The sequence below is a fragment of the Halorubrum californiense DSM 19288 genome (assembly GCF_000336875.1).
Taxonomy (GTDB): Archaea; Halobacteriota; Halobacteria; order Halobacteriales; family Haloferacaceae; genus Halorubrum; species Halorubrum californiense.
Map to the genome: position 1 here is coordinate 134,098 of NZ_AOJK01000041.1, position 21,420 is coordinate 155,517.

Consider the following 21,420-nt stretch of genomic DNA (forward strand, 5'->3'; position numbering starts at 1 on the left):
GTTCGCGGCCGGCGTCGCCGGTTCGAGTGCGTTGCTGGAGCGGTCGCCGGTCCGTCACCGGGCGACGGACGCGAGAGTCATCAGGTGACGGACGCAACGATCACCGGGCGACGTACACGACAGTCTCCGACTCCCCCGACCGCCGGCGGACGTCGACGACCGGCTCCTCGAAGCCGAGCGTGGTGAACAGGCAGGCGGCGTCGAGCCGTTCCGCAAGCGCGACGGTCGGCCGCTGGAGTTCCGCGGGGAGGTTCCGCGCGTACACGGCGTCGACGGCGAGCGCGTCCGAGTCGGCCTCGCCGCTTGCGCCGAGTCCCAGTCCGTCCCGCATCGCCCGGTCGTCGTCGGTCGCAAGCGCCGTCACGTCCGCCGTGACGACGCGGAGCGATCCGGCGGTCGACGCCCGGGTCTCGGTCGCGGCGTCTCGCGCCGCCTCGCTCACGCCGACGTCGACGGCGACGACCTCGCGGGCGCGCTCGGCGAGCGCGCGAGCGACCTCCGGGCGCCGCCCGATGCCGACCTCGATCAGTCGCTCGTATCGGTCGAGCGCGGCGACGAGCGCCCGTTCCGACGGCGGTGGTTGGCCCACGGCGCGGCCTTTATGACCGCGGCGGTCAAAAGCGATTCCATGCTTGTGGACATCGTCCCGGTCGGGGAGGTCACCCCCCGAGTGAAACGGGAGGCCTCCGGTGCGCTGCGTTCCGTATACGACTGCGACGTGACGGTCCACGACGATCAGGCGATCCCCGACTCCGCGTTCGACGCCGACCGCGACCAGTACCGCGCCGAGGACCTCATCGAGACGGTCACGCGGGTCGGCGGCGGCGAGAAGAACATCGGCATCACGCCCGAGGACCTCTACTACCGCCGCCGGAACTACGTGTTCGGGCTCGCATACCTCAACGGCAGCGGCTCCGTCATCTCCACCCACCGTCTCCGCACCTCCTCGGACGGCGGCGTCTCGACCAAGCCTGCGGCCGACGTCTTCGGCGACCGCGTCCGCAAGGAGGTCGTTCACGAGATCGGCCACACCCTCGGCCTAGAACACTGCGACAACAGCAAGTGCGTGATGTCCTTTTCCCCGACCGTCCGCGAGGTCGACGTGAAAGAGGAGAACCTCTGTGGCACCTGTTCTCGGATCGTTCGCTGATCTCCCCTCCTCCTCGCTCGTCGACGAGCGTCGCCCGATCGCCCCGCTCGTCGCTTCCCCCGCTCCGACGTTGGTTTCTCTCCCCCGACGTTGGTTTCTCTCCCGCCGTGACGCCGGGTCTCTCTCCCGTCGCCGGTAGACGTAAAGTCCGCCCCGTGTAAGGGCCACGCATGGCCGCAAAGCCGGAATACCGCGACCGGCCGGACGTCGAAGTCGCGCTGCTCGACGCGCTCGTCGACCGCGGCGACGAGGGGATGACCGTCCTCGAACTGCGCGCGGCCGTCGACGCCGATATCGACGCCGTCGAGGAGGCGCTCTCGGCGCTGAAAGAGGACTCGCTCATCACCGTCGAGTCCGAGGAGCGCGTCCGGGTGTATGCCCACGACCGGGTCGTTCCGGACCCCGAGGCGCCGGACGACGACCCCTCGGAGAGTCTCGTCGACGCGATCCGCGACCGTCTCGGACTGTAGCCGCCGGAGACGGCGCCCTTTTGGCTCTCGCTCGCGTCCCTCCGACCATGACGCTCGTCTCCGGCACCCACGACGCGCACGACGCCGTGTATCGCGACCGCGGCGGCCGCGAGGTGGTCGATCACTACGGGAAGCCCGTCCGCGTCGGCAAAGCGGTCCGCAACATCGCTGGCGTGATCGAGATGGGGTACGGCGTCCTCGCCGTCAGGGGGGCCGACCGCGTCGAGTTCGTCGACAACGCCGTCTCGAACCGCGTCCCGACCGCGGACGGCGAGGGAACCTACGCCCTCCTACTCGACCCGCAGGGCGGGATCGAGACGGACATGTACGTGTACAACGCCGACGAGCGACTGCTCGTCTTCCTCCCCCCGGAACGGGTCGAGTCGGTCGCCGCCGACTGGGCGGAGAACGTGTTCATCCAAGACGTCGAGATAGACGATGTCTCCGACGAGTTCGGCGTGTTCGGCGTCCACGGCCCCAAGTCGACCGAGAAGGTCGCCTCCGTCCTCGGCGGCCCGGGCGCGCCGGAGGGGCCGCTCTCCTTCGTCCGCGGGTCGATGGTCGACGCCGGCGTCACCGTGATCGCGACGGACGCGCCGCTCGGCGAGGAGGGGTACGAGATCGTCTGCGCGGCCGCCGACGCGGGCGACGTGTTCGACACCCTGATCAACCGCGGGCTCAACGCCGCGCCGTTCGGCTACCGGACGTGGGACGCGCTCGCGACCGAGGCCGGCACGCCCCTCTTCGAGTACGAACTGGCCGGAACGGTCCCGAACGTGCTCGGCCTCCGGAACGCCCTCGACTTCGACAAGGGGTGTTACGTCGGCCAGGAGGTCGTCTCGCGCGTGGAGAATCAGGGGCGACCGAGCCGCCGGCTCGTCGGGCTCGAACTCGACGGCGTCGCTGAGGCGGTCGCCGACCTCGACGCGAACGCGGACCCGCAGGGGATCGACGACGCGCTCCCTGCGGCCGGCGCGGCCGTCTTCGACGGCGACGAGGCGATCGGCGAGGTGACGCGGACCGCGGTCGGCCCCGCAACGGATGTACCGGTCGCGCTGGCGCTCGTCGCGTTCGACGCTGACCGCGGCGGGGTGACCGTCCGCGTCGACGGCGAGGAGGTCCCGGCGGCCGCCGTCGACCTCCCGTTCGTGGACGGAAGCGCGGCGTCCGCGCGGCTGCCGACGTATCCGGAACTGCGGACCTAAGACGGACAAGAAAGGTCGGGAGTGGTCCGGAGCCCCCTCACACGACGAGGTCGACCGCCGAGTAGACGACGAATCCGAGCGTGAACGCGCCGACGAGCGACCCGACCCACGCGAGCACCGTGTACCCCATCTTCTTCCGGCTCACGCCCGCGTCGCCCGCGGCGTAGCCCGCGCCGACGATCGCGGAGACGATGATCTCGTTGAACGAGACGGGGATCCCGAAGGCGACGGCGGTCTGCGCGATCGCGAACGACGGGATGAGCGCCGAGATCGACCGCCGCGGGCCCATCGAGGCGTAGTCCTGCGCGAGCGCCTTGATCATCCGCGGCGCGCCCGTCCAGGACCCGGCCAGCAGTCCGACTCCGCCGCCGACGAGCAGCGCCCACAGCGGGACGCCCACGTCGCTGAATATCGGGACGAGCGGCCCGATCGCGAGCCCGACCTGCGACCCGCCCGCCGAGAACGCGACGAGCCCGCCCATCGCGAGCAGGAACCGCCGCTGGGCGCCCTCGCGGTCGCGGCCGAGGTCGGCGTACACCGCGACGGTGACCAAGGCGGCGATCGCGAGGCTCACCGCGGGCAGCCCCGCGCCGCCGATCCCGAGGTCCGCCCCGAGGACGCTCGCGACCGAGGCCTGCTCGCCGGCGGGACCGAGCAGCGCGAATCCGACGTTCGCGAGGATCGCGCCGACGACTCCGGCGAGCGCGGCCGTGAGCGGTCGCTCGGGCAGCGACTCGCCGATGAGCATCCGGGCGACGCCGTAGGCGACGCCGCCGCCGACGAACGGGGTGAGCACCCACAGCGTCGCGATCTCGGCGTACTTCGGCCACGCCGGGTCGCCGCCCAGCGCGAGGCCGACGCCGACGACCGCCCCGGTGACGGTGAACGCCGTCGCGATCGGGTACCCCGCGAAGACGCCGATCGCGACCAGCGCGGCGGCCGTGACGAGCGCGACGATGGCCGCCGCCGCCGTGAGCGTCACCCCGCCGATCAGTTCGGTCCCGACCGCCTCCGTCACGTTCGCGCCCTGAAGGATCGCGCCGAGGAGCCCGAGGACCCCGACGATCAGGCCGGCGCGCATCACGGAGATGGCGTTCGCGCCGACGGCGGGTGCGAACGGGGTGGACCCGGAGGAGCCGGCCCCGATCGACCACGCCATGAAGAGGCTGGCGGCGGCGGCGACGAGCAGCGTCGCGGCGGTGACGACGACCATCAGTTCCGCCCGTCGTTGTAGCCCTCGTTCAACCCCCTCACCGTGCGCCGGACGAGGAGGAACCCGAAGAAGAACAGCCCGAGAAGACCCACCAACAGCAGGACGAACAGCGGTTGGACCGGGAGCATACGCTCGAATCCGTCGGCACGGGGTTATAAGTTTCGAGGTGGGCGGTCGCGCTCCGCCGAGCCGGTCCGTCTGCGGGCGATCGGACCGATGACTAAAACGCGCCTTTGTCTCTCGGCCAGGTATATGTCGGTACCCGCACTACGTGTAGTCGCGACCCCCGCTTCGGCCCTCACACGCTCGAACGCGCCGGCCGACCCGCCGGCCGGTCGGACTCGCGGCCGCTCCCTCCCATCCCTGCCCGGAACCCCTCCCCGGCCGCCCCGTCCGACCGCCGGCGCCGCACCCGCGCCCGCACCGATCCGGGTCTACCACTGCGCACACGACCGTCGGCCGGTTCGGCCGTCCGCGGGGCGTCGCGATCGGTCCCCGCCGACGCAGCGGCGACGCGCTCCGCTCGCTTCTCGCTGTCCGCTCCGATGCCTACTCCGTTACTCCGCGCTGCCGCCCTCGATACGGAACGTCTCGAAGGAGTCGCCCGCCGGCGTCACCAGTTCCCCCTCCAGCGCGTTTCCGCGCTCTCGCTCGCTCGGAGTCAGCTCCGCGTGGGCCGGGCGGTTGCCGCGCGGCTGCGCGTGGCTGCCCGGGTTCAGGATCGGGAGCCCGCCCGAGTCGTCGAACCGCGGGCGGTGGCTGTGGCCGCAGATCACGGCGTCGGCGTCGCGGCCGCGACCGAGCATGACGAGGCCCGTGTCGCCGCTCCGATGGCGGTGCGTGACCGCGAACCGAACCCCGGCGTACTCGACGGTCCGCACCTCGGGGACCCGGTCGCGGATCGCCGCGTCGTCGTTGTTCCCGTAGACTGCCCGCAGACCGGCGGCAGCCGACCGAAACGCGTCCAAGACCGGCTCGCGATAGAAGTCGCCCGCGTGGATCACCAGCTCCGCCTCGCGGACCGCCGCCGCGGTCCGTCCCTGAAGCTTCGACTCCTCGCGTGCGTGCGTGTCGGAGACGACGACGAGCATACCGACCGTCGTCGCCGCCGTGATTTAAAAAGCGCGCCTACTGCGGTGGCGTCGCCGGCGGCTCTGCTGCCGGCTGTAAGAGGCGCGTCGCGCCTCCCTGCGTGCCGACGAGCGCCCGGAGGGCGCGAGTCGCACGCGCGAGGGAGTCGGGCGGCCGGAGCGAAGCGGAGGCCGGCCGACGAGGTTGGGGAGGCGTGAGGCTGCGGTGCTGTGCGGGGCGGGAATCACAGGGGCAGCCGCGAGGACGAAGACGGGCGACGTACGCACTGGAGGGAGCGAGCGCAGCGAGCGACTGAAGCGCGCAACGAGCCCATCGAGTCCTCGCGGCTGGGGCTTTGGAGCCGTTCACCGCCACATTACGGACACTCAATTATCGCCGAGCGACTGGGGCTTCGGCGGTGTCCACTCCCGATCCGCGGTCAACGGCTCGTGAGAAAACGAGCAGAGGCTTGGAACCAGTTTATTCGTCCAAGGTGAGCGCTGCGAGCAGCGACTCCAACTGAACCTGCTCGTTCGCGCCCTCGGCGATCCGGTAGTCGGCCTCGCCGATGCGCTCCATGAGCCGCACTGCCTCGCGCTCGTTCAAGTCGAACTCCCAGACTGAGCGGTGGAGCTGGTCGATCACGTCGCCGCCGGCCATCCCCGTCTCCGTGAGCAGCGTGTCGAGCTGTCTCTTATACACATCTCTGATGGCGCGNGTGTCGAGCGTCGAGCGCGCCCGCGCGAAGTCGCCCGCCAGCGCGTCGGTCACCATCGACTCGATCTCCTCCGGGCGGGCGGTCGCCGTGATCGCGTACACCGCCTCCTCGTCGACGACGTCGCCGGTCGTCGCCGCCGCCTGAAGCGAGTTGATCGCGCGGCGCATGTCGCCGTCGGCCGCGTAGACGAGGGCGTCGACGCCCGCGTCGGTCACCTCGATCTCCTCGGCCGCCGCGATTTCGCGGACCATCCCGCTGACCGCCTCGTCCGATAGCGGCGAGAACCGGAAGACGGCACACCGCGACTGGATCGGGTCGATGATCTTCGACGAGTAGTTACACGAGAGGATGAAGCGCGTGTTGTCGGAGAACTGCTCCATCGTGCGGCGGAGCGCTGACTGTGCGTCGTCAGTGTTGTGGGTCAACACACCGTTCGCGAGCATGAAGTTCGGCGTCCCTTCCATGCTGATGTTGTACGCCCTGCCGCGATGGCTGTACTCGATGCTGTTGATCGCGACCGTCTGAACGCTCTGAACTCCGCCGTCCGTGACGACCGCCGGTTCGAACTCCTCTTTCTCGTAATGTTCGTGGTGAGGCATGGCGCCGTCGCCGACGACGACATACGTGTACTCGTCTCCGTACGTTTCGAGGAACTCCTCGACTTTCTCGGTCTGTCCCCACAGCTCGGCGACTCCCTTGACCTCGATCACCGTCTCTCCGAGTAGGAAATCGGGATGGTATACGGAGTCAGACAGCTCAAACGCCGGTTCGTACTCGTACTCGATGCCTGCCTCCTGTAGCGCCTTCGCGACATCGTACTCCCAGTCGGATCGAACCAGATGTCCGAGTTCGTCGCTGTGTCTGATGTTCTCGCCTCCGGTTGGTTCGTGCCCCTTCAACGCCTCCGAGACTTTCTGGGCGACCTCCGGGTCACGCATCGGATTGTTGTCGCCGGTGATGTCGCAGACGGGATAGTCGCAGTTTTCGACGCTCTTGTCGATTACCGCCTGTCTCTCGTCGTCGTCCAAGCTTTCCCACCACTCGACCGTGGCCGCACCGATGTCTGCTTTCACCTCGTCGGGATCCGCGTCGACGACCCACTCCTCCCACGACGTTCCCGACCGCATCTCGCTGATCGTCTCGCGGACTCGCTCCACCGTCTCCTCGTCCATTTCCCACACGTTGACGCCGTGGAACTCCCCGTCGTAGTTCGGGTTGTTACTACCGGCAAACCGGCCGTCGGAGAGCTTGTCGACGATCTTTTTCCGACGCTCGTCGGACCACTCGGTTCCGTACATCGGGTTTCCGTCCCCGCGCATCTCTCGGCTGTGGCCCTCATCCTTACAGTCCATGGAACAGAACCGTCCCGCCGTCCACGACTCACAGATCTCACACTTCGAGACCCCGATATCATCTTTGAAGTCCGCGATTTCGTCACCCGGTGACAGTTCCCTGAGCTCTTTTTCTACGAGTCTTCCGTCTTCGCCGACCACAAAGAACGGGTGAGTCGGACTCGCGACCGTGGTTCGACCGTCCTCTAACTCCACTTCGAGGAAGTCCGCAGTACCAGAGTCGACGAGTTTCCCGTTGTCAGACTGTATCTCGTTGGTCTCGAAATTGACGGACGGGATCGGTTCTCCTTCTCCACTCACTTCCTCGATCGGTTTTACCTCGGGCTTCGACGGATACCCCGTGACGACCTCGGTTCCCGGCGGCACACACAACGAGTCGGACTCGTCGAGGAACACGATCCGGAAGTCGCCGCCGAACGACGAGCGCGCGAACCCCTTGATCCGGTCGCGCACCACGTCGATCCCGCGCTGGTCGGAGGCGTTCAGTTCGAGGAAGTTCCCCCGCCAGTTGTCCTCGCCGTAGATCTCGCGGGCGATGGCGGTGGCCGCGGTCGTTTTCCCGATGCCTGCAGGCCCCGAAAAGAGCAGGTGGGGCACGTCGTCCTGCGCGATGTAGCTCTGGAGGCGCTCGACGATCTCCTCTTGCCCGTGAATGTCGTCGAGCGTCTGCGGCCGGTACTTCTCGATCCAGATCTCCCGGCCGGTGGCGGTCGCGGCCTGCTGCTCGTCGGCCTCGCTCATTGCCCGATCTGAGGGTCGGCGGGGTGATAAACGAACCGAGACTCGGCCGATCCGGATCGCGGCCGCGCGACGCGGCGCTCCGGATCGACTGCGTCGCGTCGCGCGGCCGTCAGTCGCTCCGCGAGAGCCGCTGGAGTTCGTAGGCGAACACCCAGATGCCCATCAGCACGCCGAGGGGGACGACCACCTCGGCGATCTCCCGCGACACCGGCAGCTCCGCGACGTCGACGAGCAGGTGCGTCGTCGTCGCGGCGAACTGCGCGAACAGTTCGTACTCCTCGCGGATCGTGTTCGTCAGCACCGACCCCACCACGAGCATCACCATCGCGGCGACGCCGTGGATCGTTCCTCGAATATGTGGCATAATCGTCATATCCGCGACGAGTGTGATAGGTGTTTCTCCCTTGGCAGACGCTCGTCCGAGGTCGCGGTTCGTTACGTCGTGGCACCGCTCGAACCCTTCGCGGGGCCGTTACATCCGCCGCCGGACGGCCTCGCCGAACGCGGTCACCGCGTCCGCGTCGGCCTCCGCGTCCCGCAGGCGCGCGCTCTCGGCCGCGTCGAACTCAGGCGCGACGACGACCGCGGCGGCGCCCGTCGCGACGGTCTCCGTCCGCCAGTCGACGTACGGCTCGCCGACCCAGTCGGGGAGATCGGCACGTAACACGGCGTTCCGCCAGGCGAACTCCCGGACTCCTCGCAGACCGAGCAGCGCCAGCCGGTCGTCGAGTGGATCGAGCAGCCGGTCGATCCCGGCGATTCCGACCGCGGCGTACGCCTCGACGAGGGCGTCCTGCGCCGTCTGGACGAGTCGCGCGAGGATCGCGTTTATCCGGTCGTGGTCCTCGCGCTTGGCGTCGCGGTCCGGGTCGATCCCGATATCTCCGAGCGTGTACGTGAGGTCGTAGGTGATGTGCGCGTTGATACCCAGCAGGGCGTCCTGCGCGACGAGCGTCTCCCCGCGGGCCGCGGCGGCGAAGGCGATCAGCCACGGCCGCGGGAGCGAGTCGAACGCCCAGCGCTCGAACGCGACCAGCGCCCGGCGGTAGCGCTCCGCGAAGGCGACGAGGTACGACGCCGCCCACTCGGGATCGACGAACGCGCCGTCGTCGATGGCGGTCCGGACGGCGGCCGTCATCCGGCTGTACACCGTGAGAAACACCGCGCGCCGGTCGCCGCGCTCGCGGAGGTACGACTCGGTCCGCGCCAGCCGCTCGGCGACGTCGTCGACGGACGCGAACGGCTCCGAGGCCAGATCGAGCAGCCCCGCGTCCGGCTCCTCGCCCGCCAGCTCCGCGACGACCGCGTCGGCGTCGACGTCGGCCGTCCGTCGGAGGCCGGCGAGCAGCGCCTTGGCTTCGGTCAGGGTCGGGGCGGCGGTGCGGATCGGGATCATCGGGAACCGACGGCGGACGCCGTCTGTCCGGCCGGTACTCCGCCGGAGTCAAAGAACGTTGCTGCCGGAGCGGAACCGGTCTCCTACGCGAACTCGTCGATGAGTTCGGGCACCACGTCGAAGAGGTCGCCGACGATCCCGTAGTCGGCGATATCGAAGATGGGCGCGTTCGGGTCGGTGTTGATCGCGATGATCGTGTCCGATCCCTTCATCCCGGCGACGTGCTGGACCGCGCCGGAGATGCCGACCGCGATGTACACGTCCGGCGTGACGACCTTCCCCGACTGGCCGACCTGCCGGTTCTTCGGCAGCCAGCCGTTGTCGACGATCGGCCGCGAGGCGGACAGCGTCGCGCCGAGCGCGTCGGCGAGCTCCTCGACGAGTTCGAGGTTCTCCTCCTCCTCGATGCCGCGGCCGACCGAGACGAGCACGTCGGCGTCCGCGATGTCGACGTCGCCGCCGCCGACCTCCTCGAAGCCCGTGACGCGGGCGCCCGACTCCGGGATGTCGACGTCGGCCGCCTCGATCGCCGCGTCGCCGACCCCCTCCGCGGGCGGCCACTCGCCGCCGCGGACCGTGAGGACGAACCGGTCACCGGCGACGTCGACGGTCGTCTCCACCTTCGAGCCGTACATCTCGCGGGTGACGGTGAGCCCGTCGTCGTACGCCATCCCGACGGCGTCGGTCACGATCGGGACGCCGAGGGCCTCGCCGAGCGCGGGCGCGTAGTCGAGGCCGTTGACGGAGTTCGGCAGGACCACCGCGCCGACGTCGAGCCGGTCCGCGAGCGTCGAGACCGCCGCTTGGTACGCGTTGTGGTCGAACTCCTCGCCGTCCTCGACCGCGTGGACCGCGTCGACGCCCTCGCGGTTAACGTCCTCCGCGAACCCGTCGACGTCGCCGCCGACGACGGCCACGTGGAGGTCGCCGCCGCGCGCGTCGGCGAGCTCTCGTCCCGCCGTGATCGCCTCGTACGTGACGTCTCGGAGGGCGCCGCGGCGGTGTTCGGCGGCGACGAGTACGTCGGACATCACGCGCCCACCCCCTTCTCGCGGAGGACCTCAGCAAGGCGACCGGCGGACTCGCCGGCGTCGCCCTCGATCATCTCCGCGTCCGACTCGCTCTCCGGCTCGTACATCTCGGTGATCGTGAGCGCGCTCTCGATGTCGTCCGCGGTCAAGCCGAGGTCGGAGAGGTCCTTCGCGGCGATCTCCTTGCGCTGGGCCTGCCGGATCCCGCGGAGGCTCGCGTACCGCGGCTCGTTGAGCCCGGTCTGGACGGTCAACACGGCCGGGAGGTCGACGTCGGTCAGCTCCTCGACCCCACCCTCCAGCTCGCGGTGGACGTGCGCCACGCCCGCGTCCGCGTCGACGTCGAGGTGGTTGACGACCGCGGCGTGTTCGAAGCCGATCCGCTCCGCGAGCGCGACGCCCGTGGCGCCGAACCCGGTGTCCGCGGCCTGGACGCCGCCGAGGACGAGGTCCGGCTCCTCCTCCGCGACGACCGCCTCGAACAGGGCGACCTTCGAGGCGACGTCCGCGAACCCGCCGTCGAGCGCGTCGTCCCAGACGCGGACCGCGCGGTCAGCGCCCTTCGCGAGCGCCATGCGGATCGTCTCCTCGGCGCGCTCCGGGCCGACGGTGACGGTCACAACCTCGTCCGCGATCCCGGCCTCGGCGAGCTGGACGGCGGCCTCGACGGCGTAGTCGTCCCACTCGTTGAGGTCGTACTCGAGGTCGGACTCGGCGATGTCGGTCCCCTCGATCGCGAAGTCGTCGTCCGCCTCCGCGACCTCCTTGACGGTCACCAGAACCTTCATGATCGATACTCGGTCGCTCGCCCTGTAATGGTTTTCGGAACGGACGACGGCGGACCAGCGGTTTCCGCTCGGTCCGGTCGACGTTCCGCCGCTCGGTCCGGTCGACGTCTTGCCCGATGGTCGCTCCGTCACGGCGGCGACGCGCTACTCGCCGACTGCGCCGCGACTCTCCCCGTCACCCTCGCCGTCCTCGTCGTCGGGCAGCGAGATGAGGTTCTCGCGGCCGAGCCGGAGCTTCTCGACGCGCCCCTCGTCGGCCATCGCCGAGAGCAGCTGCGACACCTTCGCGTCCGACCACCCGGTCTCGGCGACGATGTCGGCCTGTCGCATCCGCCCGCCGTTCGCGTCGAGGAGCCGCTCGACGCGCTCCTCGTCCGAGAGCAGCGAGAGGTCCTCCTCGTCGCCGTCGTCCGCCTCGTCGGTCGCGTCGGGCCCAGCGTCGCCCCCCGGACCCGGACCGGCGCCGCCGGCGCCCGCCGCGTTCGGACCGTCGCCGCTCGCCGCTTCGCCGCCGCCGTTCGCGACCGACTCGTCCGTGCCGTTCTCCTCGGTGCCGATCCGGCGGTACCCGACGACGCTCCCGGCCACGAGGGCGGCGGCGAGCACGATGGCGGCTATCAACATCGTCCACGGGGCGCCCGCACCCGCGGGCCCGTACACTATCACCACGGGTTCGCCCCCTCCGAACGTCTGGGGGCCCTCGATTATCACGTCACCGTCCGAAAGCTGCGTCACGGCGCTGCTCGGCGTCCCGGTGACGGTGTACCCCTCCGGCGTCGCCACCTCCAGCGTCTGGCTCGCTTCGAGGCTGCGGAGCCACGTCTCGTTGCCGGGCGTCGTCAGCGCGTCCCCGAGGACGAGGCTCTCGCCGTCCTGTGCGAGGAACGACGTCCAGGTGAAGCGCAACCGGAGTTCGCCGACGGCGACCGCCTCCTCCGTGGCCACGTCGAACTCGTCCGGGTTCTCGTGGACGACGACCTCGCGTTCGACGTCTTCGATCGCCATCGTCCGGTCGACGTTGCGGTTCGCCTCGCGGCGGAACCCTTCGAACAGTTCGGCGCTGGGACCGAACTCGCCGTCGCGGAAGCGGTCGCCGGCGTCTCTGAACACTCTCGTCTCGTTCTCGTCCGCCAGCGAGTACCGGATCGCGACGGTCCAGTCGGCGCTGCGGTCGGGGTTCAACGCGAGTCGGATCCGCGTCGTCGACGGCGACGTGATGGCGTCGTCGGTCTGCTGACGGACCGTCGTCGAGCGGTCGTCGACCGAGTCGCGGACGCGCGGTTCGTCGTCGACGGCCGGCACGTGGACCGGGACCTCGTCCACGTCGAGGGGGGAGGGGGTCGTGGTCGCGCCGTCGGCTGCGCCGCCGACGCTCGCGATCAGCGCGAGCGCGACGACAGCGACCAAGAGCGCGCGAAAGGCGGGGTTCCGCATACGTTTCGGGCCACTCGCGCGCCGGGCAAAACGCTTTCCATACGATATTTTTTGACACGAAACCGAGCAGAATCACTGATCCAACCCCGGCCGGGCGGCGCGTCCGCGGGGCCCGCCCGTACGACCCGCCCGCCGACCGCAGTGGGTGGACTTTTTATATCGCGGGTCGAACCCGAAGACGATGAGAGCCCTCCCGATCGCCGCGGTCGCGGCCCTGCTGCTCGTGGCCCCGGTCGCCGGCGTCACCGCGCCCGGCGCCGTCCCGCAGTCCGCGGATTCGGCCGTTTCGGTCGACTCCCCACTGTCCGCGGATTCGGCCGTTTCCGCCGGCTCCCCGCAGTCCGCCGGTTCGGAACCGACCGCCACCGGGGAGACGACGCCGCAGATCGACACGACGAACCTCACGCTCCGAACCCTGTCGACGCCGCGCGGGGCGGCGACGCGCGTCAGCGGATACACCCGCGGTCCCGATATCGGGTCGTCGCTCGGGTTCGCGACCGCCGACGCCGACGCCGCCTTCGAGACCGCGGCCGTCGTGGACCGGATCGAACGCGCCGAGGCGGGCGTCGAGCGCCAACAGCAGATCCTCGCGGAGATCAACCGCGTCGAGCGCGCCGAGGTGGCGCTGTCCAGCCGCCAGTCGAACGCATTCAGCGCGCACGCGGCCGGCGAGATCAGCGACCGCGAACTGGTCGACGAACTCGTTCGCGTCGCCGCGACCGCCCGCGAGTACGACGAGCGGCTCGACGCGATCGACGCGCTCGCCGAGTCGACGGACGGGTTCAGCTCGCCCGGCCGGCTCGACGAGCTTCAGGTGGCGCTCCAGGTGTACGAGGGGCCGGTCCGCGACCACGCGCTCGCGACCGCCCGCGGCCAGTCCTCCCCGAACGAGCTGTACGTCGCGTCGAGTCAGGGCGCGGTCGTACTCGCCACCGTCGTCGACGGCGAGTACGTCCGCGAGGTGTTCCGGACCGACCGCTGGGACCGCGGCGGCAGCGACATCTCGAACGACGCGGCGATCGAGATAACCGAGGCGGCATACCCCGAGACGGCCGCGCTCCGCGAACCCGACGCGTTCGGCGCCGGCTCCGTCCAGCGGATCACCATCCCGCACGAGATCGGCACCCTCCGGACGTTCGTCAGCGGCGGGACCGAGCAGGCGTTCGTCGAACACCAGCGCATCAACCTGTCCGCGTTCCCCGACACGGAACCGGTCGCGGCGACGGGCGACGGGTTCAACGTCACCGTCGAACGGACCTACGCCGGCGGCCCGGTGACCGTGACCGTCCTCGACGACGAGACGGGCGAGCCGGTCCCCGACGTTACCGTCACCAAGTCTGTCGGCGGCAACGACAGTCAGTCGATCGGGACCACGAACGAGGCGGGAGTCGTCCGGACGCTCTCGCCGGCCGAGACGTACCGCATCACGGTCGTCGACGAGCCCCGCGTCGTCGTCCTCGGCGATATCGAACCCCTCCCGACGCCGCGGCCCGTCGACGACGAGTGACGGCCCGACTCGGGGCGTCGCTTTTCGGCCCGACTCTTTCCCGCCCGAACCTTTTATCAGAAACCGTCGCACTGCCGCCGTGTCACCAGTCGTTCGTCGCGCCCGAGGGATGGCGCCCGTCGCCGGCGTGCTGCTCATCGCGATCACGGTCGTGTTGGCCGGCGGCGTCGCGGCCGCGGCGCTCGACGGTCCGAGCGCGACGGTGCCGCCGTCGGCGGTGCTGTCGCTGTCGGCCACCGACGACCGGATCGCGATCGATCACCGCGGCGGCGACCCGATCGACGTCTCCGCGGTGACGATCCGGGTCAGCGTCGACGGCGAACCGCTCGACGAACAGCCGCCGGTCCCGTTCTTCTCGGCCGCCGGCTTCCACCCCGGCCCGACGGGCCCGTTCAACTCCGCGGGCGACGACGCGCTGCGCGCCGGGGAGACGGCGACGTTCCGCGTCGCGGACACCAACGACCCGACGCTCGAACCGGGCCGGCGGGTCACGGTCGAAATCACGGCCGACGGCCAGCCGGTCGCGACGCTGGAGGCGTTCGTCGAATCGGGGTGAGAAGGTCTGCGCCGGCGTCCTCGGCGTTACTTGGCGTCGGGCACCGAGGGATCCGCATCGGCGACGGTCGACCGAGTCTCGTCGTCCGTCTCCTCGCCGCCCGGGACGCGAGCGACGGTCGTAATCGCTCGCGGGCTCTGCGGCGTCGCCTGTTGGATGTGGTGTTCGAACTCTTCGTAGCCGGCCGCCTCGAACATCCGGTCGGCCTCGTCGGCGTCGTAGAACAGCATGATCGCGTCGGCGACCCGCTGGAGGATCGGGTTGTGCGGGTAGTCGGGGCCGACGACGAGCACCTGTGCGCCCGGCTTCGCGACGCGGCGGAGTTCGCGCAGCCCCTCGACGGGATTGGGCCAGTACTCGATGGAGCCGGACGACCAGACGACGTCGAACGTGTCGTCGCGGAACGGGATCCGCTCGGCGTCGCCGCGGTAGAAGTTCACCCGGTCGTGCTTGCCGAACTTCTCGAACGCCTTTTCCATCTGGTGGATGCTCTGGTCCAGCCCGTGGACGTCGTCGGCGTGTTCGAGCAGCCCTTCGGTGCCGAACCCGGTGCCGCAGCCGACGTCGAGCACCGTCGGGTCGTCGCCGAACTCCAGCCACGAGAGCGCCTCGGCGCGCATCTCCTCGTTCCAGTTGAAGGAGTTGATCTGGTCGTACACCTTCGAGAGGTACTTGTAGAAGAGCCGGGCGTTCGACTTGTCCTCGAGGATCCCCATTTACCGGTTCTTTGGGTCGCCGGCCCAATAACGACACGGATCCGCGAGGAGGTTCCGAACGTCCATGGCCGCGCCGACACGCTTCCGACCGGCTTTTCCGCCCGCCGCCCCACCGACGGGTATGGACCCGACGACGAGCGGCCGGTTCCGCGTCCACGACCGCCGCCAGCGGCCGGACATCGACGACGGCTCGGGCGGGACCGACGCGGTCGACGACGGGACAGACTCGTCCGGCGTCGACGGCGACGAGGAGTTCGTCCTCGTCGAACTCGCCGACGGCCCGGTCGACCCGACGGACCCCGACGCCGAGGACCGCTTCGACCCCCTCTACGCCACCGCCGAGGGGTACGAGGGCGACCTCGCCGACGCCGTCGAGGCGCTCCGGGCCGGCTTCGTCGTCGACGCGACGCTGGCGTGGACTGACGGCTCCGCGCGCTTCCGCGACGTCGAGGTCGTCCGCGAGACGCGGTTCCGCTTCGCCGACGAGGTGGAGGGGATGTTCGAGGCGGCCGTCGAGACGTGGCAGCAGATCCGCGCCGAGGGCGAGCCGGTCGGCTCGATCACGACCCGCTCGAACGACGGCGACCCCAACGGGGCGCTGTACCTCTTCGCGGACGCGCCGGGCAGCGACACCTTCGACGAGGTGCGCACGGGCCGGCTCCCGATCGAACCCCTCGTCGCGCGGGTGAACGAGTCGCGGGAGGACGACGACCCGCGGGAGGTGTTCGTGTTACGCCCCGCGGAACACGAGTTCGTCGCCGTCTACGTCGTCTTCGACCGCGACGGCGTCCTCGCGCAGACGGTCCGGGACACCTACGACCTCGGCGCCGGCCTCGCCGCGGGGCTCGACGCGAACTACCCCGACGGCGACGGCGGCGATTCCGTCGTCTCCGACGCCTCGGACGACTCGGGGGAGGGAAGCGAGTTCGACGGGGATGACGACCTCGACGGCGGCGACGACTTCGACGCGCTCGACCGGCTGTAGGCCCTTCCTCTCTCGCGGACTACCGCCGCACTACAGCCAGTCCGCGTCGGGGTCGACCCGGCCGTCCGGCGTCTCGCCGTTCAAGACGGCCGCCACGTCGGCGGCGCCGCTCCGGTTCAGGTCGTCTCTCGCTTCCTCGCTGTACCACGCCGCGTGCGGCGTGACCACGGTGTCGTCGCGCCCGACGAGCGGGTCGTCCTCCGGCGGTTCCTCGGCGAGGACGTCGAGCCCGGCGGCCTTGATATCTCCCGCCTCCAGCGCGTCGAGCAGCGCGTCGGCGTCGACGACCGGGCCGCGGCTGACGTTGACGAGGACCGAATCCTCGCTCAGTCGCGCCAGTGCGTCGGCGTCGACGATCCCCCGCGTCGCGTCCGTCAGGGGGGCGTAGACGCCCACGTGGTCGGCGCGGTCGAACAGCGCCTCGAACTCGACCTTCTCGACGCCGTAGTCGGCCATGTCGTCCGCGTCGACGAACGGGTCGTGCGCGACGAGGTCGGCGCCGAACCCGGAGAGCTGTTCGGCCGCCCGCCGCGCGATCGGTCCGAACGAGAGCAGCCCAATCGTCGACGCGCTCACGCGCCGGATCGGGGCGCCGACCTCCCAGCTCCAGTCGCCGGCGGCGACCGAGTCGTCGTACGCCTTCAGCGAGCGCAGGCAGGCGAACAGCAGCGAGACGGAGTGGGTCGCCACCTCGTCGGTGCAGTACTCGGGCACGCGGGTGACCGTCACGCCGCGTTCCGCCGCCGCCGCGACGTCGATGTTGTCCACCCCCACCGCCGAGCGGACGACGACGTCGAGGTCGGTGGCGTCGAGCGCCGCCTCGGTGACGGGCGTGTTGATGTCGGTAACGACGGCGTCGGCGCCGGCCGCCGCCTCGATCAGCCGGTCGGTCGACCCCAGCTCCGCGACCTCGATGTCGACCGGCTCGTCGACGGCGTCGGCGAGGACCTCGCGGTACGTCTCCGGGTCTATCATCGGGAACGCCGACAGCACGACTCTGGGCATACGCGGCGTTTCCTCGCCCCGCCACTTTACGGCTGTCACTGACGCTGTCAGGCGCTCGTACGTCCGTTTCGATCGTGAGGGATCGTCGCGCGGCGGGTCGCGTTCCGATGGCTCTTTGCGGTCGCCGGCCGTACGGGGTGCCGTGAGCGAGGACAGTTCGAAGCCGCCGATGCTGGTTCTCTTGGAGTCGCTGTCGTTCTACCGCAACGTCCGCGTCGGAGCGGCGGCCGGCGCGCTGCTCGCGGTCCTGTTGTACCTCGTCCGGACCTTCGAACTCCTTGGACCGGTGATCGACACGCGCGACTACCCGCTGTTCGGCCCGGACGTCTGGTTCCTCCTGCTCGCGTTCGTGCTGGCGGCGACGTCTGCGCTGTCCGTGGCGGTCGTCCTCACGATAGCGGCGGCGGTCCGCGGCGCACGCGAGGGCGGCGCGGAGCGCCCGGAGTAGCCGTACGCCCCGGACCCTTATGCGCGAGGGAGCCGCACCGCTCGAAGTCGTCGGCGTCCCTGTTTGAAAAACGAACTCCGTGCGGCGGCGACGCGTCAGTCGGCGGTACAGGAGGCCTCGCCCTCGTCGGCGGTGAACTCCTGTGCCGGCTCCGTCAGCTTGTAGAGGTTCTGTCTGGCGTCCGCGAAGTAGACGTCCTCGTCGACGACCCCGATTCCTTCGAGCCGTTCCAGCGCGTACCGGACGGTGCGGGCCGACAGCATCGACTCTTGGACGATCCCCTTCTGGGTCAACGGTCCGTTGTACTCGAGCACCTTGAAGACGAGTTTGGCGCTCGGTGGGAGGTCGTCGAGCCCCTCCGTTTGAGTTCCTTCCATCGTTACGGTTCGAAACCGCACACGGTGATAAATGTTGATGGAGTATCCCCGTCTGAGCGGTGTTTACCGGCAAAATGCTCCGAATTCTGTGCCGGAAGCCGGCAGAATACACCGGTAAGTGGCCGCTGGACTGACCAGTCAGTCAGCAATTCGGCTCGCGCGCGCCTCGGCCGCGCCGCCGCGAGCCGGACCGACGGGGTGCGGCCCTCGGGGTCTCGGTGTCCGGGTCTCGGCGTCTCCCCGTCGCGGTCGCGGGCGACGGTCGGAACGAACGGCTTTTCACGGGCGCTCGCGGATCCCAAAGCATGAGCGACGATTCGGGCCTGTCCGACCACGCGCGCGGCGTGGTCGTCACGACCATCTGCTGTCTCGCCGGGATCGCGGCCGGTGTCGTCTCGGCCGTCTACGTCGGCACCGATCCGGCGTCCGCCGCGAGCACCACCGCGGTGTTCGTGCTGGGGGCGTTCGTCATCGCGCAGTACCCGATATTCAAGGCCGTCGGCGTCGGCGACCTCGGGATCAAGGACAACCTCTACGTGGCCTTTCTCACGTTCACCCTCTGGTTCATCAGCTACACCGTCCTGCTGACCTCGGCCGTCGACCTGGGGGTCTGAGATGGCGGACGACAGTATCGCGGTCGTGGACCTCGATCGGTGTCAACCCGACCGCTGCAACTACGAGTGTATGAAGGACTGCCCGCCCAACCGGACGGGTAAGGAGTGTATCACGAAACGGGGCGAGGACACCGAGGAGGGCGACCCGGACCAGATCCACATCTCCGAGGAGATCTGTCTAGGCGAGACCTGCGGCATCTGCGTCAACTCCTGCCCGTTCGACGCGATCGAGATCATCAACCTCCCCTCCGAACTCGACGACGATCCGGTCCACCGCTACGGCGACAACGCGTTCTCGCTGTACGGCCTCCCGACGCCGGAGCCGGGCAGCGTCACCGGCATCCTCGGGCCGAACGGGATCGGGAAGTCGACCGCCGTCCACGCGCTCGCCGGTGAGATGGTCCCGAACCTCGGCGACTATTCCGCCGACGGCGACTGGGAGCGCGTCCTCGACCGCTTCCGCGGCACGGGGATCCAGAGCTACCTCGAATCGCTCCGTGACGGCGACGTGACGGTCGCGCGCAAGCCGCAGTACGTCGACCAGATCCCGAACCAGTTCGACGGCAACACCCGCGAACTGCTGGAGCGCACCGACGAGCGCGGGGCGCTCGACGGCCTCGTCGACCGGCTCAACATCCGCCCGGTGATGGACCAGGACATCGACTCCATCTCGGGCGGCGAGCTCCAGCGCGTCGCCATCGCGGCGTGTCTCGCCCGCGACGCCGACTTCTACTTCCTCGACGAGATCACGCCGTACCTCGACATCGGCCAGCGGATGATCGTCGCCCGGCTCATCCGCGAGTTGGCGGACGACGACACCGCGGACCGGTCGATGCTCGTCGTCGAACACGACCTCGCTATCCTCGATCTCCTCGCCGACACCCTCCACGTCGCGTACGGTGAACCCGGCGCCTACGGTGTCATCACCGACCCGAAGTCGGTCCGCAAGGGTATCAACGAGTACCTGAAGGGGTACCTCGACAACGAGAACATGCGAATTCGCCCCTCGGCGATCACCTTCGAGGAGCACGCGCCGCGGGTCGCCTCCCGGAGCGAGACGCTGATCGAGTACCCCGACCTGACGAAGTCGTACGGCGACGGCGAGTTCGAACTTCACGTCGAGGGCGGCGAGATCAACCGCTCCGAGGTGCTGGGCGTCGTCGGCCCGAACGGGATCGGGAAGTCCACGCTCGCGGAGCTGTTCACCGGCGACTTGGAGCCGGACGGGGGCGAACTCGACTTCGCGCTCGACATCTCCTACAAGCCGCAGTACATCGACATCGACCGGCACATGCGGGTGGACGCCTTCCTCTCCTCTATCACCGACGAGTTCGGCTCCTCCTACTGGAACACCGAGATCGCCCAGCCGCTCCAGCTGGAGCGCGTGATGGAGCAGAACCTCTCGGACCTCTCGGGCGGGGAGCGCCAGCGCGTCGCCATCGCCGCCTGTCTCTCGGACGACGCCGACCTCTACCTGCTCGACGAGCCCTCCGCGCACCTCGACGTGGAACAGCGCGTGCGGGCGACGACCGCGATCCGCCGGTACGCTGAGAACCACGACGCGACGGTGATGGTGATCGACCACGACATCTACATGATCGACCTGCTCGCCGACCGCCTGATGGTGTTCGACGGCGAGCCGGCCGAGCGCGGGCGCGCGGCGCCGCCGCAGGAGATGCGCGCCGGGATGAACGAGTTCCTCGCCGACCTCGACATCACCTTCCGCCGCGACGAGCGCACGGGCCGCCCCCGCATCAACAAGCCGGGCTCGCAGCTCGACAGCCAGCAGAAGCGCGACGGCGAGTACTACTACTCCGGCTGAGGCGGTCGCAGAAACGACCCGTCCGCCCTCGCCGCTACCCCGAACCTTTCCTCGTCCGCCGCCGGACGCTCCGCCATGCCCGAGACCGACGCCGACCTGTTCGGCATGACGTGGGAGGACGCCGAGAGCGCGATCGACGATGCCGACTTCGCGGTCCTCCCGACCGGCAGTATCGAGCAGCACGGCCCGCACCTCCCCGTGTCGACCGACACGCTCCGCGCGGACCACCTGACCGCGGAGCTCGTCGACGCCGCCGGCGAGTTCGATCTCGACCTGCTGCGGCTCCCGACGCTGCCGTACGGCCAGTCGGAACACCACATGCGGTTCCCGGGGACGGTCACCCTCTCGACGGAGACGTACGTCGACGTGATCCGCGAGATCGGCGAGTCGGTGGCCGAACACGGCGCCGACCGACTCCTCATCGTGAACACCCACGGCGGGAACCGGGAGCCGCTGTCGGTCGCCGCCGACCGACTCGGGCGCGACACCGACCTCACGGTCCACTTCGTCCACTGGACGGACTTCGCGCGCGAGGACCTCGAAGCGGCGTACGGTGAGGGGTGGGGTCACGCCGGCGACCACGAGACGAGCTTCGTCGAGCTGTACCGCCCGGACCTCGTTCGGACGGCGAAGAAGGAGCCGCAGGAGGCCGACGAGATGCCGCGCACCCGGAGCTACGAGTACTTCGACGAGGTGACCGAGCTGGGCGGGCTCGGTGACCCGACGAACAGCGACCCGGACGCGCTCGAACCGATCGTCGCCGCGACGACGCGCGAGATACTCGGCGCGCTCGTCGAGGACATCGACGCGGGGTGGTAGGG

Annotated in this window: 22 protein-coding genes and 2 pseudogenes; 10 read left to right on the plus strand and 14 right to left on the minus strand. The window is 69.7% G+C overall.

The annotated features are described in order from the left end of the window. Positions 1–100 precede the first annotated feature (100 nt). Complete coding sequence (locus C463_RS09225; protein ID WP_008442980.1) at positions 101–589, minus strand: UPF0146 family protein; 489 nt, start codon at positions 587–589, stop codon at positions 101–103. A 39-nt stretch (positions 590–628) separates the two neighbouring features. Between C463_RS09225 and C463_RS09230 the strand changes: the two genes are divergently transcribed. The 3 genes from C463_RS09230 (at position 629) to ygfZ (ending at position 2,825) form a co-directional block, all read left to right on the plus strand. Then, a complete protein-coding gene (locus C463_RS09230; protein WP_008442981.1) occupies positions 629–1,150 on the plus strand; it encodes an archaemetzincin family Zn-dependent metalloprotease in 522 nt (173 codons plus the stop codon). A gap of 170 nt (positions 1,151–1,320) precedes the next feature. Then, complete coding sequence (locus C463_RS09235) at positions 1,321–1,620, plus strand: DUF6432 family protein (RefSeq protein ID WP_008442982.1); 300 nt, start codon at positions 1,321–1,323, stop codon at positions 1,618–1,620. 47 nt (positions 1,621–1,667) lie between these two features. Further along, complete coding sequence (ygfZ, locus tag C463_RS09240) at positions 1,668–2,825, plus strand: CAF17-like 4Fe-4S cluster assembly/insertion protein YgfZ (protein ID WP_008442984.1); 1,158 nt, start codon at positions 1,668–1,670, stop codon at positions 2,823–2,825. 37 nt (positions 2,826–2,862) lie between these two features. Here the strand turns inward: ygfZ and C463_RS09245 are convergent, their stop codons facing one another. The 10 genes and pseudogenes from C463_RS09245 to C463_RS09280 form a co-directional block, all read right to left on the minus strand. After that, positions 2,863–4,038: an inorganic phosphate transporter gene (locus C463_RS09245; protein WP_008442985.1), complete on the minus strand. Its 1,176-nt coding sequence runs from the start codon at positions 4,036–4,038 to the stop codon at positions 2,863–2,865. Then, positions 4,038–4,169: pseudogene (locus C463_RS19920) on the minus strand (DUF7859 family protein); the annotation flags it as partial. The gene C463_RS09245 and the pseudogene C463_RS19920, both read right to left, overlap by 1 nt. A 426-nt stretch (positions 4,170–4,595) precedes the next feature. Further along, a complete protein-coding gene (locus C463_RS09250; protein WP_008442987.1) occupies positions 4,596–5,129 on the minus strand; it encodes a metallophosphoesterase in 534 nt (177 codons plus the stop codon). Between the two features lie 460 nt (positions 5,130–5,589). Further along, on the minus strand, positions 5,590–7,575 hold the full coding sequence (locus tag C463_RS09255) for a replication factor C small subunit (RefSeq protein WP_239638875.1): 1,986 nt from the start codon (positions 7,573–7,575) through the stop codon (positions 5,590–5,592). After that, positions 7,549–7,920 (minus strand): annotated as a pseudogene (locus tag C463_RS19645) (AAA family ATPase); the annotation flags it as partial. The pseudogene C463_RS19645 and the gene C463_RS09255, both read right to left, overlap by 27 nt. 109 nt (positions 7,921–8,029) lie before the next feature. After that, positions 8,030–8,284, minus strand: coding sequence for a hypothetical protein (locus C463_RS09260; protein ID WP_193365863.1), 255 nt, complete (start codon positions 8,282–8,284; stop codon positions 8,030–8,032). Positions 8,285–8,392: 108 nt separating this feature from the next. Next, the gene (locus C463_RS09265; protein ID WP_008442993.1) at positions 8,393–9,316 is read right to left on the minus strand and encodes a DUF5995 family protein; all 924 of its coding nucleotides are present in this window, start codon (positions 9,314–9,316) and stop codon (positions 8,393–8,395) included. 83 nt (positions 9,317–9,399) lie between these two features. Next, entirely contained in the window at positions 9,400–10,347 is a 948-nt protein-coding gene (locus tag C463_RS09270) for an electron transfer flavoprotein subunit alpha/FixB family protein (protein WP_008442996.1), read from the minus strand. Next, positions 10,347–11,135, minus strand: a complete 789-nt coding sequence (locus C463_RS09275) for an electron transfer flavoprotein subunit beta/FixA family protein (protein ID WP_008443010.1) — start codon at positions 11,133–11,135, stop codon at positions 10,347–10,349. Before C463_RS09275 ends, C463_RS09270 begins: the two co-directional genes overlap by 1 nt. A 144-nt stretch (positions 11,136–11,279) precedes the next feature. After that, entirely contained in the window at positions 11,280–12,569 is a 1,290-nt protein-coding gene (locus C463_RS09280; RefSeq protein ID WP_008443017.1) for a helix-turn-helix transcriptional regulator, read from the minus strand. A gap of 181 nt (positions 12,570–12,750) precedes the next feature. Here C463_RS09280 and C463_RS09285 point away from each other — a divergent pair, with 181 nt between their 5' ends. Together C463_RS09285 and C463_RS09290 are read left to right on the plus strand one after the other, a co-directional pair. Beyond that, positions 12,751–14,076, plus strand: coding sequence for a DUF7094 domain-containing protein (locus tag C463_RS09285; protein ID WP_008443018.1), 1,326 nt, complete (start codon positions 12,751–12,753; stop codon positions 14,074–14,076). Positions 14,077–14,185: 109 nt separating this feature from the next. Continuing rightward, positions 14,186–14,632: a type IV pilin gene (locus C463_RS09290; RefSeq protein WP_008443019.1), complete on the plus strand. Its 447-nt coding sequence runs from the start codon at positions 14,186–14,188 to the stop codon at positions 14,630–14,632. A 26-nt stretch (positions 14,633–14,658) separates the two neighbouring features. Here the strand turns inward: C463_RS09290 and C463_RS09295 are convergent, their stop codons facing one another. Then, positions 14,659–15,348, minus strand: coding sequence for a methyltransferase domain-containing protein (locus C463_RS09295; protein ID WP_008443020.1), 690 nt, complete (start codon positions 15,346–15,348; stop codon positions 14,659–14,661). 121 nt (positions 15,349–15,469) lie between these two features. On the opposite strand from C463_RS09295, the gene C463_RS09300 reads away from it, so the two are divergent. Further along, positions 15,470–16,333: a DUF6663 family protein gene (locus C463_RS09300; protein ID WP_008443021.1), complete on the plus strand. Its 864-nt coding sequence runs from the start codon at positions 15,470–15,472 to the stop codon at positions 16,331–16,333. A gap of 30 nt (positions 16,334–16,363) precedes the next feature. On the opposite strand, the gene C463_RS09305 is transcribed toward C463_RS09300, so the two are convergent. Further along, positions 16,364–17,338, minus strand: coding sequence for a C-terminal binding protein (locus C463_RS09305; RefSeq protein ID WP_049905743.1), 975 nt, complete (start codon positions 17,336–17,338; stop codon positions 16,364–16,366). 142 nt (positions 17,339–17,480) lie between these two features. Here C463_RS09305 and C463_RS09310 point away from each other — a divergent pair, with 142 nt between their 5' ends. Then, positions 17,481–17,786, plus strand: a complete 306-nt coding sequence (locus C463_RS09310) for a DUF7536 family protein (RefSeq protein WP_449271961.1) — start codon at positions 17,481–17,483, stop codon at positions 17,784–17,786. 95 nt (positions 17,787–17,881) lie between these two features. On the opposite strand, the gene C463_RS09315 is transcribed toward C463_RS09310, so the two are convergent. Further along, positions 17,882–18,163, minus strand: a complete 282-nt coding sequence (locus C463_RS09315) for a MarR family transcriptional regulator (protein ID WP_008443026.1) — start codon at positions 18,161–18,163, stop codon at positions 17,882–17,884. Between the two features lie 305 nt (positions 18,164–18,468). On the opposite strand from C463_RS09315, the gene C463_RS09320 reads away from it, so the two are divergent. From C463_RS09320 to C463_RS09330, 3 genes are all read left to right on the plus strand, one after another. Further along, entirely contained in the window at positions 18,469–18,777 is a 309-nt protein-coding gene (locus tag C463_RS09320) for an EMC6-like membrane protein (RefSeq protein WP_008443028.1), read from the plus strand. A gap of 1 nt (position 18,778) precedes the next feature. Further along, positions 18,779–20,599: a ribosome biogenesis/translation initiation ATPase RLI gene (locus tag C463_RS09325; protein WP_008443030.1), complete on the plus strand. Its 1,821-nt coding sequence runs from the start codon at positions 18,779–18,781 to the stop codon at positions 20,597–20,599. A gap of 75 nt (positions 20,600–20,674) precedes the next feature. Further along, a complete protein-coding gene (locus C463_RS09330; RefSeq protein ID WP_008443031.1) occupies positions 20,675–21,418 on the plus strand; it encodes a creatininase family protein in 744 nt (247 codons plus the stop codon). The last annotated feature ends 2 nt before the right edge of the window (positions 21,419–21,420 follow it).